At 61.2% G+C, this 13,123-nt stretch carries 7 protein-coding genes; all 7 read left to right on the top strand.

Annotated features, from left to right (window positions below):
• Positions 1-104: 104 nt before the first annotated feature.
• Positions 105-3,215: a putative selenate reductase subunit YgfK gene (gene ygfK, locus NOM67_RS03725; RefSeq protein WP_255933870.1), complete on the top strand. Its 3,111-nt coding sequence runs from the start codon at positions 105-107 to the stop codon at positions 3,213-3,215.
• 30 nt (positions 3,216-3,245) lie between these two features.
• Complete coding sequence (ssnA, locus tag NOM67_RS03720; protein WP_255933868.1) at positions 3,246-4,574, top strand: putative aminohydrolase SsnA; 1,329 nt, start codon at positions 3,246-3,248, stop codon at positions 4,572-4,574.
• Positions 4,575-4,654: 80 nt separating this feature from the next.
• Positions 4,655-5,431 carry a molybdopterin-dependent oxidoreductase FAD-binding subunit gene (gene ygfM, locus NOM67_RS03715; RefSeq protein ID WP_255933866.1) on the top strand — a complete coding sequence of 259 codons (777 nt, stop codon included), beginning with the start codon at positions 4,655-4,657 and terminating at the stop codon, positions 5,429-5,431.
• On the top strand, positions 5,428-8,325 hold the full coding sequence (locus NOM67_RS03710; protein WP_255933864.1) for a molybdopterin-dependent oxidoreductase Mo/Fe-S-binding subunit: 2,898 nt from the start codon (positions 5,428-5,430) through the stop codon (positions 8,323-8,325). Before ygfM ends, NOM67_RS03710 begins: the two co-directional genes overlap by 4 nt.
• Before the next feature lie 95 nt (positions 8,326-8,420).
• Positions 8,421-9,938, top strand: coding sequence for a nucleobase:cation symporter-2 family protein (locus NOM67_RS03705; protein ID WP_255933861.1), 1,518 nt, complete (start codon positions 8,421-8,423; stop codon positions 9,936-9,938).
• Between the two features lie 39 nt (positions 9,939-9,977).
• Entirely contained in the window at positions 9,978-11,294 is a 1,317-nt protein-coding gene (gene guaD / locus NOM67_RS03700; protein ID WP_255933860.1) for a guanine deaminase, read from the top strand.
• 379 nt (positions 11,295-11,673) lie between these two features.
• Entirely contained in the window at positions 11,674-12,975 is a 1,302-nt protein-coding gene (locus tag NOM67_RS03695) for an NCS2 family permease (RefSeq protein WP_162516894.1), read from the top strand.
• Positions 12,976-13,123: the final 148 nt, after the last annotated feature.

The following is a 13,123-nucleotide window of genomic DNA, read 5'->3' as shown; positions in this document are numbered from 1 at the left end:
AGTGGCCTGATAGTTGCTCCTCTCCTTGCCAAGGGGTCATGCCCGTGCGGGATACCCCATTTATTCATGCTGCCAATGAGCAGAACAGCTGCAAGGAGATAGCCATGGGCGATATTATGCGACCCGTTCCCTTCAAGAACCTTCTGACCCGTATTTTTGCGGAATATAAAGAGAGTCAGACTATTTTCGGTATTCCCGCCGCACAATTTTATCGCAAGCAGGACGAGCGCAAGATCAAGGTGTTCGGTGAAACCTGCGAGACTCCCATTGGCCCGGCAGCCGGCCCCCATACCCAGTTGGCCCAGAACATCGTTACCTCCTGGCTGACCGGCGGGCGCTTTATCGAGCTCAAGACGGTGCAGATCCTGGACCGTCTCGAACTGGAAAAGCCCTGTATTGACGCCGAGGATGAGTGCTTCAACACCGAGTGGTCTACCGAGTTCACCCTGCCCAAGGCGTTTGACGAGTATCTGAAAGCCTGGTTTGCCCTCTACCTGCTGGAGGAGGTGTTTGACCCGCGCCTCGACGGAGAGGCCAAGTCCTTCATCTTCAACATGAGCGTGGGTTACAACCTCGATGGCATCAAACAGCCACCGATGCAGCAGTTCATCCACAGCCTGATGGATGCAAGCCAAAGTCCGAAATTTGCCGAGTACCAGCAGGTGGTACGTGACCTCGTGGCCGACGAGCAGTTTATCGCCGAGCTGGGACTGGGGGCGCGCCGCGATCGCCTGCAACAGCTGGTAGATCGTATCCCGGCCAATCTGGTGCACGGCGTTACCCTCTCTACCATGCATGGCTGCCCGCCGAACGAAATTGAGGCCATCTGCCGCTACATGCTGGAAGAGAAGGGGCTCAACACCTTCGTCAAGCTGAACCCGACTCTGCTGGGCTACCCGCGGGTGCGCGAGATCCTCGATACCTGCGGCTTTGATTACATTGGTTTGAGCGAAGAGTCGTTCGATCACGACCTCAAGCTGGATCAGGCCAAGGCGATGCTGACCCGCTTGATGGCGCTGGGGGCCGAGAAGGGGCTCACCTTCGGGGTGAAACTCACCAACACTCTCGGCACCATCAACCGCAAAGGGGCACTGCCCGGCGATGAGATGTATATGTCCGGTCGGGCGCTGTTCCCGCTCTCCATCAACGTGGCCGCCGTGCTGTCCCGCGCCTTCGATGGCAAGCTGCCCATCTCCTACTCGGGCGGTGCCAGCAAGTTCAACATCGCCGAGATCTTCGAGACCGGTATCCGTCCCATCACCATGGCCACTGACCTGCTCAAACCGGGTGGCTACCTGCGCCAGATCGAGTGCCTCAAAGAGATCGACGCTTCTGACAGCTGGGGCATGACTCAGGTGGACGTGGCCAAGCTGGAGGCGCTTGCCGCCAAGGCGCTCACCATGGATTACACCCAGAAGGAGTGGAAGTCCGAGGATCGCATCGAAGTGGGTGGTGGCCTGCCGCTGACCGACTGCTACGTGGCGCCCTGCGTCACCGCCTGCGCCGTGCATCAGGATATCCCCGAGTACATTCGCCTGATGGGCGAGGGGGAGTATGTGGCAGCCCTTGAGCTGATTTATCAGCGCAACGCCTTGCCTGCCATCACCAGTCATATCTGTGATCACCAGTGCCAGTACAACTGCACCCGTCTCGATTACGACAGCGCGCTCAACATCCGCGAGCTGAAAAAAGTGGCGCTGGAGCGCGGCTGGGAAGGGTACAAGGCCCGCTGGCACAAACCGGCTGGCAGCGGTGACAAGCATCCGGTTGCAGTTATTGGCGCCGGCCCGGCCGGTCTCTCCGCCGGTTACTTCCTGGCCCGTGCCGGTCACCCGGTCACCGTGTTCGAGCGCGAAGCGGATGCCGGTGGCGTGGTCAAGCACATCATCCCCGAGTTCCGCATTCCGGCCGAACTTATCCAGCATGACATCGACTTTGTCGCCGCTCACGGGGTCAAGTTCGAGTTTGGCTGCGATCCGGCGCTCACCGTCGACAAGCTGCACGCCCAGGGCTTTAGCTATGTCTTCGTCGGCATCGGTGCCGACAAGAATGGTGGCATGCGCCTCGAAGGGGGACACGAGCGGATTTACAAATCCTTCCATTTCCTGCGCAGCTTCAATCAGGGCAAACCGCTGCCGCTGGGCCGCCATGTGGCGGTGATCGGTGCCGGCAACACCGCCATGGACTGTGCCCGCGCCGCCCTCAAGGTGCCGGGTGTCAGCGATGTGACCGTTATCTACCGCCGCAGCGAAAAAGAGATGCCCGCCTATCGCGAGGAGTATCTGGAAGCAGTGGAGGATGGGGTGCGTTTCTGCTTCCTCACCAATCCGGAGCGCTTTGAGAAAGATGGCAAGCTTACCGTGCGGATGATGGCGCTGGGGGATCCTGACGAGCAGGGCCGCCGCCGTCCGGTGCCCACCGAGCAGACCGAAGTGATGCAGATGGATGCCCTGATCACCGCCATCGGCGAGCAGCCTGATTGCGAGGTATTGAAAGCGATGGGCATTCCCCTTGGCAGCGATGGCTGGCCCGAGGTGGATGGCCAGACTGGCGAAACCAGCCGTCGCAACGTCTTCCTCATCGGTGACGTGCAGAGCGGCCCGTCCTCCATCGTCGGTGCCATCGGTGGTGCCCGCCGCGCCGCGGATCTGGTGCTCTCTCGTGAGCATATCGCCAGCCAGCAGAGTGAAGTGACCATCCAGCCGTCGGGCAAGGATGAGATCTACCGCCGCAAGGGGAGCATCGCCGTCACCATGGTTGACAAGAACGAGCGCGATGCCTTCGTGGCGCAAGAGGCGCACCGTTGCCTCGAGTGCAACTACCTCTGCAGCAAGTGCGTGGATGTCTGCCCCAACCGGGCCAACGTCGCCATCGCGGTGCCGGGCTTCAAAGACCAGTTCCAGACCCTGCACCTGGATGCCTACTGCAACGAATGTGGCAACTGCGCCCAGTTCTGCCCGTGGCAGGGCAAGCCCTATCAGGACAAGGTCACCATCTTCAGCCTGCCCGAGGACTTCGACAACAGCCGCAACCCCGGTTTCTATCTGGCTGACGGTGGCGAACTGCGGGTGCGTCAGGATGGCGAGACCTATCGCCTGACCATAGATGCCCAGAGCCGGATCAAGGATGCGCCAGCGGCCCTTGGCGACATGTGCCGGATCATCAGCCATGTCCATGCTCATCACCACTACCTGCTGGGGGCCGTCGAGGCCTGAGCGAACCACGAATAAGCGAAGGAGCAAACCATGTTTATTCTGAAGAACGTCACCGCTGTCCAGCTGGAGCCGACCCGGGTGCTGGAAGGGGTGGATATCGCCATCGAAGGATCGCTTATCAAAGCGGTGGGGCCCAATCTGCGGGCCCTCTACCCGGAGGCCAACTATCGGGAGATGGGCGGCAAGCTGGTGATGCCGGGTATCGTCTGTGCCCACAACCACTTCTACTCCGGCCTGTCGCGGGGGATCATGGCCAATATCGCCCCCTGCCCGGACTTTATCTCCACCCTGAAAAATCTCTGGTGGCGGCTCGATCGGGCGCTCGATGAAGAGTCCCTCTACTACAGCGGCCTCATCTGCTCGCTGGAAGCGATCAAGAGCGGTTGCAGTGCGGTGATCGACCACCACGCCTCGCCCAACTTCATCAAGGGCTCCCTGAATGTGCTGCGCAAAGGGTTTATGGAGGCGGGTCTGCGTGGCATGACCTGCTTCGAGACCACGGATCGCAACGGCGGCCTCGCCGAACTGCAGGCCGGGGTGGAGGAGAACATCCTGTTCGCCCAACAGATCGATGCGGCCAAAGCCAAGGGGAGCGAACCCTATCTGGTGGAGGCTCATATCGGCGCTCACGCCCCCTTCACCGTACCCGACGAGGGGCTGGCCATGCTGCGCGAAGCGGTGCAGGTCACCGGTCGTGGTCTGCATATCCATGTGGCGGAAGACCGCTACGACATGGCCCACGGTCACCACCACTATGGCAAGGAGCCCATCGCCCGGCTGGACGAGTTTGGCCTTATCGACAGCAAGACTCTGATCGCCCACGGCATCTACCTGAGCCCGGCTGACATCGAGCTGCTCAACAGCCGCGATGCCTTCCTGGTACATAACGCCCGCTCCAACATGAATAACCACGTGGGCTACAACATGCACCTGCCGGAGTATCGCAATCTGGCGCTCGGTACCGATGGTATCGGCTCCGACATGCTCGAAGAGCTCAAGTTTGCCTACTTCAAGCACAAGGATGCCGGCGGAGCGCTCTGGCCTGACAGCTTTGCCCGCTTCCTCTGGAACGGCAACACCCTGCTGGAGCGCAACTTCGGCGCCAAATTTGGCCGCTTGGAGCCGGGTTACAAGGCTGACCTCACACTCTTCGACTACGCCGCACCGACTCCGCTGGCACCGCGCAACCTCGGCGGCCATCTCGCCTTCGGTATGGGCTCATCCTCGGTCAACAGCGTGATGGTCGAGGGACGCATGGTCTATCAGGATCGCGAGTTCGCCTTTGACGTCGAGCCCATTTATCAGCAGGCCAGCAAGGTGGCGAGCCGCCTGTGGCAACGGATGGATCAGCTGGCCTGAGGCCACCCTCCGCACGTTTGGACTGGATTGCCCGCCCTGTGGAACTCCCCGGCGGCGGGCAGCAAGAGTAAGGACGACACATGATTGAGCAATTCTTCCGACCCGAGCAACTGGGTCAGGCTTTGGAACTCAAGGCCCGCTTTGGCAACGACGCCGTCTACATGGGGGGCGGCAGCAAGCTCAACGCCGCCCCGACCCGCACCGACAAGAAGGTCGCCATCTCGCTGGACAAGCTCGGACTTGGCCAGATTGAGCAGCAGCACGGCCAGCTCCATATCGGTGCCACCGTCACCCTGCAAGCACTCAAAGACGACCCTCGTACCCCGACCGCCCTGTGCGAGGCGCTGGGGTTTGTCTACTCTCGCCATCTGCGCAATCAGGCCACCCTCGGCGGCGAGATTGCCTGCCAGCAGCAGGACTCCCCGCTGCTGCCGGTACTGCTGGTGCTCGAAGCCGTGGTAGTGCTGGAGAACAACCAGCTGCAACCCATCGATGCCTATCTGGCAGGCCAGCGCAAGGAGCTGGTGCTGGGGGTGGTGCTGCCGGAGCCCGCGCTGCGCTGCGCCACTCGCCGTATCAGCCGCAACGCCGATGGCTTGGCGGTGATGACTGCCGCCGTCGCCCTCGATGCCCTTGGCGAGATGCGGGTCGCCGTTGCTGGCGTTACGCCGCAGCCGATGCGCCTGCGTGATGTGGAGCGCCGCGATCTGCATGATGCCGCGCTGGAGGCGGCCGTGAGCGAGCTGGTTGCACCGCGCGAGGATCTCGGCGGCAGCGTGACCTACAAGCGCTATATCAGCGGGGTAGTGGTGGCGGATCTGCTGGTCGAGTGCCAGCAGCAGGAGGTACAGGCATGATGGAACTAAACTTCACACTGAACGGTGCCCTGCGCACCGTCATCACCCCGGCTGGCGAGAATGCCCAGCGGGTCCTGTTCAACCAGTGCCGGATGCACTCGGTGCGCAACAGCGACGACGGTTTTGGCTTTGCCGGCTCCGATGCCATTCTCTTCAACGGCAAGGTGATCAACGCCTCCTTGCTGATCGCCGCACAACTGGATGGGGCGCAGGTGCGCACCGCCGAGTCGCTGGGCAGCTGGAACCAGCTCAGTCTGGTACAGCAGGCGATGGTAGATGTGGGCGTGGTGCAGTCGGGCTACAACGATCCGGCTGCGGCGCTCATTGTCACCGACCTGCTTGATCGCCATCCCGAACCTAGCCGTGATCAAATCGACGACGCGCTCTCGGGCCTGTTTCACCGGGACGGTGGCTACCAGCAGTTCTATCAGGCCATCGAGCTTGCCAGTTCACGGATGAAGGATCCCGATTATCTGTGCCAGATTGCCCCCGAGTTTCGCGACGATCTGCGCCACATCGGCAAGAGCTGCCCCAAGGTTGACGCCGCCAAGATGGTACAGGCCAAGCCCTGCTACGTGGAGGATCGGGTCACCGAGGATGCGCTGGTCATCAAGATGCTGCGCAGCCCCCATCCCCATGCGGTGATCACCAAACTCGACGTGAGCCGCGCCGAAGCCATGCCGGGCGTCGTGCATGTCATCACCCACCTCAACTGCCCGGATATCTACTACACCCCGGGTGGCCAGAGTGCGCCCGAGCCGTCACCGCTCGATCGCCGCATGTTTGGCCGCAAGCTGCGTCACGTCGGTGATCGGGTAGCCGCCGTGGTGGCCGAGAGCGAAGCCATCGCATTGGCCGCGCTCAAGCTCATCGAGGTCGAGTATCAGGTGTTGCCGGCGGTCATGAGCATTGACGAGGCGATGGCCCCCAATGCGCCGCTGGTCCACGACGAGCCCATCGTCTACATGGCCGGGGCGCCGGCGGATCTGGAGCAGCAGAACGCCTGCTCGGTGCGCCGCGGCGACGAGCACATGATCATCAACTTCCCCATCGGTTCCCGCCCGCACGAGAACCTGGCCGCCAGCGTCCATGGCCAGATCGGTGACGTGGCCAAAGGCTTTGCCGAGGCGGACGAGATTGTCGAGCGCACCTACGAATCGACCCAGGCCCAGCAGTGCCCGACCGAGCCGCACATCTGCTTCACCTACATGGATGGCGATCGTCTGGTCATTCACGCATCCACTCAGGTGCCGTGGCACGTGCGCCGTCAGGTAGCGCGCATCGTCGGCATGAAGCAGCATCAGGTGCATGTGATCAAGGAGCGGGTAGGGGGCGGCTTTGGCTCCAAGCAGGATATCCTGCTGGAAGAGGTGTGCGCCTGGGCGACCAAGGTCACCGGCCGTCCCGTCACCTTCCGCTACACCCGTGAAGAGGAGTTCATCAGCAATACCTCGCGCCATGTGGCCAAGGTGAAGGTGAAAGTGGGGGCCAAGAAAGATGGCACCATCACCGCCATCGAAATGGATTTTCGTGCCAACACCGGTCCTTACGGCAACCACTCTCTGACGGTGCCGAGCAACGGCCCTGCGCTCTCCCTGCCGCTCTATCCGTGCGACAACGTGCGCTTTACCGTTAACACCTACTACAGCAACATCTGTCCGACCGGCGCCTATCAGGGCTACGGTGCGCCCAAGGGCAACTTTGCCCTGACCATGGCCATTGCGGAACTTGCCGAGAAACTGGGCATCGATCAGCTCGACATGGTGGAGCACAACCGGGTGCATGAAGGGGACATCCTCAAGGTACTGGGGGCCATCGGCGAGGGCAAGATGCCCACCTCGGTGCCCCATGCGGCCAGCTGCGCCCTCGAACCCATCCTCAAACAGGGCCGCGAACTGATCGCGTGGGATAGCCCCAAACCCGCTGACGGGGATTGGCGGATCGGCCGTGGCGTCGCCATCATCATGCAGAAATCGGGGATCCCGGATATCGATCAGGCCAACTGCATGGTCAAGCTGGAATCGGACGGCACCTTTATCGTCCACTCCGGTGGTGCCGATATCGGCACCGGCCTCGATACCGTGGTGGCCAAGCTGACTGCTGAAGTGCTGCATTGCCCGCTCGGGGATGTGCATGTCATCTCCGGCGACACCGACCACGCCCTGTTCGACAAGGGGGCCTACGCCTCGTCAGGTACCTGCTTCTCCGGCAACGCGGCCAAAAAGGCGGCCGAGAACCTCAAGGAGAAGATCCTGTTCCACGGTGCCGCCATGCTGGGCGAGCCGGTAGCAGATGTTGAACTGGCGTTCCCGGGCGTGGTGCGCGGCAAGCTGGGGGAGGTGAGCCTCGCCAAGCTGGCCCACAAGGCCGAGACCGGTACCGGCTTCGGTATCCTCGTGGGCACCGCCAGCTACATCACCTCTGAGCTTGCCTTCCCGTATGGCGCCAACTTCGCCGAGGTGGCGGTCAACCTCAGAACCGGCGAGATCCGGCTCGACAAGTTCTACGCCCTGCTCGACTGCGGCACCCCCATCAACCCGGAACTGGCGCTCGGCCAGATCTACGGGGCGACCATGCGGGCCATCGGCCACTCATTGACCGAGGAGATCTGCTACGACGGCAAGGGCATTCCGCTCACCCGGGATCTGAAGAGCTATGGCGCGCCCAAGATTGGCGACATTCCGCGCGACTTCCGGGCCTTCCTGGTACCGAGTGACGACAAGGTCGGCCCTTACGGCGCCAAGTCCATCTCGGAGATCGGGGTCAACGGCGCCGCGCCAGCCATCGCCACCGCCATCCACGACGCCTGCGGTGTCTGGCTGCGCAAGTGGCACTTCACGCCGGAGCAGATCCTGCGCGAGCTGGGCAAGCTGGAGCAAAACGTGTCGGCATAACAAAAGAAAAGGTGAGGGGCGGGTGAAAGCTCGCCCCCAGCGCCTGACGGCGGAATGAGTACTCCGCCTACATTCTGTGTGATGGGACAAACATGATGTCTAAAACAACACGCAAGCACTCGGATCTCATTTACGAGCTGGAAGACAAACCTCCGTTTTATCAAACCCTGATGGGCGCAGTGACCCATCTGCTGGCTATTTTTGTCCCCATGGTGACCCCAGCGCTGATCGTCGGCGGCGCCCTGGGCCTCTCTACCGAGATCACCGCCTATCTGGTCTCCATGGCGATGATCGCCTCCGGTATCGGCACCTGGCTGCAGGTGAACCGTTATGGCCCCATCGGGTCTGGGCTGCTCTCCATCCAGTCGGTCAACTTCTCCTTCGTCACCGTGATGATCGCGCTCGGCGGCGCCATGAAAAAAGATGGCATCCACGAGGAGCTGATCGTCTCTACCCTGCTCGGGGTCTCCTTTGTCGGTGCCTTTCTGGTGATGGGCTCCTCCTTCGTGCTGCCCTACCTCAAGCGGGTGATCACCCCGACCGTGAGCGGGGTAGTGGTGCTGATGATTGGCCTGAGCCTTATCAAGGTGGGGATCATCGACTTTGGCGGCGGCTTCTCCGCCATGAGCAGCGGCACCTTTGGCAAATACGAGCACATCGGGCTGGGGCTGCTGGTGCTCTGCGTCATCGTCGCCTTCAACTGCAGTCGAAGCCCGTTGCTGCGGATGAGCGGGATCGCCATCGGTCTGATGGTGGGTTATGCGGTGGCCCTGATGCTCGGCATGGTGGATTTTTCCGCCCTTGAGAACCTGCCGCTTATTACGGTGCCGATCCCGTTCAAGTACGGTTTCTCCTTCGACTTTCACGCCTTTATGTTGGCGGGCACCATCTATCTGTTGAGTGTGCTGGAGGCGGTGGGGGACATCACCGCCACCGCCATGGTCTCCCACCGGGATATTCAGGGCCCCGAGTTTCAAAAACGGCTCTCCGGCGGTGTGCTGGCTGATGGGTTGGTCTCGGTGATCGCCTCGGCCCTCGGCTCTTTGCCGCTCACCACCTTTGCCCAGAACAACGGCGTTATCCAGATGACCGGGGTGGCCTCACGCCATGTGGGCAAGTTTATTGCCGTCATTCTGGTGTTGTTGGGGCTCTTCCCGGTGGTGGGGCGCTTCTTTACCACCATACCGTCACCTGTGATGGGGGGCGCCATGGTCATCATGTTCTCCATGATCGCCATCGCCGGTGGTCGCATCATCATCAGCCACGGCTTCGATCGGCGGGAGACCCTGATTGTCGCCACCTCCCTGGGTCTGGGGCTTGGTGTCTCCTATGACCCGAACGTCTTCAAGGTGCTGCCGGCGGGTATCTACATGCTGGTGGAGAACCCCATCTGCGCCGGTGGTATCACCGCCATCATCATGAATCTGGTATTGCCGCAAAGCCGCAAACGCAAGGCGGTCATCAAAGATGCCGAGGCGGTGGAGGTGATCCAGCTGAGCGACAAACCGGACGTGACCTTCACGGCCCGTCCTGTCAGTACCGCGAACCGCCGCGATGAAGAGGCGCTGGCCGATGCCAAACCGGTCGCCGTCGTCCCGACCGAACGGGTTTGATGGTCACAACAGAACAATAAAAAAGTAGGGGAACGAGGTATGAAATACGACAACTCCGTCAAAGCCGTGCGCGGCAGCTTCTTCGACATCACCCGGGTGGTGGATCAGCCCGAGGAGATTGAGTCCAACGCCCGCCTTATCGAGGATGGCCTGTTGATCATTCGCAACGGTTGCATCGACTGGTTCGGTGAGTGGGAGGAGGGCTGTGATCGCATTCCGGCCGAGGTGCGGGTGCGCGATTATCGCGGCAAGATGATAGTGCCCGGCTTTGTCGATACCCACATTCACTATCCCCAGAGCGAGATGGTGGGGGCCTATGGCGAGCAGCTGCTGGAATGGCTCAACCGCCACACCTTCCCGGCCGAGCGGCGTTACAACGATCTCGAGTATGCCCGCGAGATGTCCACTTTCTTTATCAAGCAGCTGCTGCGTAACGGCACTACCACGGCGCTGGTGTTCGGCACCGTTCACCCCGAGTCGGTGGATGCCCTCTTCGAGGCAGCCAGCCGCATCAACATGCGGATGATCGCGGGCAAGGTGATGATGGATCGCAACGCGCCCGACTATCTGCTCGATACCGCCGAGAGCAGCTATGAACAGAGCAAGCAGCTTATCGAGCGCTGGCATGGTAACGGTCGACTTCTATATGCCATCACACCAAGATTTGCACCCACTTCGACATCCGAGCAGCTCACGATGGCGCGGCGACTGCGCGAAGAGTTTCCCACCACCTATCTGCACACCCATCTGTGCGAGAACAAGGACGAGATCGCCTGGGTGAAATCCCTCTTCCCGGCGCACAAGGGTTATCTCGACGTCTATCACCAGCATGGGTTGACCGGTCACAACTGCGTGTTTGCCCACTGTGTCCATCTGGAAGAGCAGGAGTGGGATTGTCTGAAAGAGACCAACTCCACCATCGCGTTTTGTCCCACCTCCAATCTTTATCTCGGCAGTGGTCTCTTCAAGCTGCACAAAGCGTGGCGCAAGCAGGTGAAAGTGGGGATGGGCACCGACATCGGCGCCGGTACCACCTTCAACATGCTGCAGACCCTCAACGAGGCCTACAAGGTGATGCAACTGCAGGGGGAGCGCCTTTCGGCCTATCAGGCCTTCTATCTGGCCACCCTGGGCGGCGCCCATTCGCTCGGGCTGGACGAGAAGATCGGCAGCTTTGCCGTGGGCAAGGAGGCGGATTTCGTGGTACTCGACCCGGTCGCCACCCCGCTGCAACAGCTGCGCTACGACAACTCCACCACCTTGCGCGACAAGCTCTTTGTGCTGCTGACTTTGGGGGATGACAGAGCCATCTACCGTACCTATGTGGATGGTCAGCTGGTCCACGAACGGGGTTAGGGAGAATAAACCGGGCAGGGCAGCAAGCATGCTGCCCTGCCACGAATACGGAGGCTGGCGTGCCCGCCCGGGGCGCCAGCGCCGCGATACATCAGGGCGATCCCCTGATGACCAACCTGAAATGGCCCGGTTTTTAGATCAGCAAGGCAAACGTTTGATTTGTGCTGCCAGCCCTGGTCTCTGAGTTGCACCTTCCGTGTGCAATGGCAGATCCACAGATCCTGTCGCCATTTCGTGATGAAACATTCAGGCGCTTGTGAAGGAGTTGGGTATGACCCAAGCAAACAGCAGGACAAACAGCGTGGAAGGGCTGGCCAGTCAAGACACCGGCAAGACCGCATCACAACAGCAACCGCTCACCGCTCTCGATCGCTATTTCATGATCAGCGAGCGGGGCAGCAACGTCAGACAGGAGGTGCTGGCCGGGCTCACCACCTTTCTCGCCATGGTCTATTCAGTGATCGTGGTGCCCGGCCTGCTTGGCAAGGCAGGGTTTCCACCGGGCGCCGTCTTTGTGGCCACCTGTCTGGTGGCGGGGTGTGGTTCATTGTTGATGGGGCTCTGGGCCAAGCTGCCGATGGCTATCGGCTGCGCCATCTCGCTCACCGCCTTTACCGCTTTCAGTCTGGTGCTGGGGCAGCAGATCCCCATTCCGGTGGCGCTGGGGGCCGTCTTCCTGATGGGGGTGCTGTTTACCGCCATCTCGGTGACAGGGGTGCGTAGCTGGATCCTCGACAACCTGCCGATGGGGATTGCCCATGGCACCGGTATCGGTATCGGTCTCTTCCTGTTGCTGATCGCGGCCAACGGGGTCGGGCTGGTCATCAAGAACCCGCTCGAGGGGCTGCCGGTAGCGCTGGGGGCCTTTACCTCGATGCCGGTCATCATGACCCTGCTCGGCCTCGCGGTGATCTTCGGGCTGGAGAAGCTCAAAGTCCCGGGCGGGATCCTGTTGGTGATCATCGCCATATCCATCTTTGGCCTTATTTTTGACCCGGCGGTGAAGTATCAGGGATTGTTCGCTCTGCCGAGTCTCTCCGACGATCAGGGCAAGTCTCTCATCTTCAGTCTGGACATCATGGGCGCGCTCTCGCCGCTGGTGCTGCCCAGCGTGCTGGCACTGGTGATGACCGCGGTGTTTGATGCCACCGGCACCATTCGCGCCGTGGCAGGGCAGGCCAATCTGCTGGATAAGGATGGCCATATCATCAACAGCGGCAAGGCGCTGAGTGCCGACTCGGTGAGCAGCATCTTCTCCGGTCTGGTGGGGGCATCTCCGGCCGCCGTCTATATCGAATCAGCAGCGGGCACGGCGGCGGGGGGCAAGACCGGCCTCACCGCTACCGTGGTTGGCGGCCTCTTCCTGCTGATGCTGTTTCTGGCGCCGCTCTCCTATCTGGTGCCTGCCTATGCCACCGCACCGGCGTTGATGTATGTGGGTCTCCTGATGCTGAGCAACGTCACCAAACTCGATTTCAGTGACTTCGTCGGGGCCATGTCCGGTCTGCTGTGCGCCGTCTTTATCGTGCTCACCTGCAACATCGTCACCGGTATCATGCTGGGCTTCAGTGCGCTGGTTATTGGCCGCATCTGCTCCAAGGAGTGGCACAAGCTCAACACGGGCACCGTCATCATCGCCCTGGCGCTGGTGATTTTCTATGCTGGGGGGTGGGCTATTTAGGGATAACCCGCCCGTTTCGGGGCTGCCATCGGCAGCCCCGCTTTTCTTTGCCAAACCTGCATGTTCCTTTGATTTTCACCCCGTACCATTTTGATAAATCCCCTTACCAGATTGATAGCGCAGCGGGCTCTGGTTTCATCGGGGGCTG

This window comes from Aeromonas sp. SG16, from assembly GCF_024436135.1.
GTDB classification, from domain to species: domain Bacteria; phylum Pseudomonadota; class Gammaproteobacteria; order Enterobacterales; family Aeromonadaceae; genus Aeromonas; species Aeromonas jandaei.
Note: the sequence above shows the minus strand (reverse complement) of the source record. Positions and strands in the feature narration are given on the sequence as shown.

Bases quoted from the DNA above. Each gene is read 5' to 3' on its own strand.
- guaD (WP_255933860.1), top strand. From the start codon at position 9,978: ATGAAATACGACAACTCCGTCAAAGCCGTGCGCGGCAGCTTCTTCGAC.
- ygfK (WP_255933870.1), top strand. From the start codon at position 105: ATGGGCGATATTATGCGACCCGTTCCCTTCAAGAACCTTCTGACCCGT.
- NOM67_RS03695 (WP_162516894.1), top strand. From the start codon at position 11,674: ATGATCAGCGAGCGGGGCAGCAACGTCAGACAGGAGGTGCTGGCCGGG.
- ssnA (WP_255933868.1), top strand. From the start codon at position 3,246: ATGTTTATTCTGAAGAACGTCACCGCTGTCCAGCTGGAGCCGACCCGG.
- ygfM (WP_255933866.1), top strand. From the start codon at position 4,655: ATGATTGAGCAATTCTTCCGACCCGAGCAACTGGGTCAGGCTTTGGAA.
- NOM67_RS03710 (WP_255933864.1), top strand. From the start codon at position 5,428: ATGATGGAACTAAACTTCACACTGAACGGTGCCCTGCGCACCGTCATC.
- NOM67_RS03705 (WP_255933861.1), top strand. From the start codon at position 8,421: ATGTCTAAAACAACACGCAAGCACTCGGATCTCATTTACGAGCTGGAA.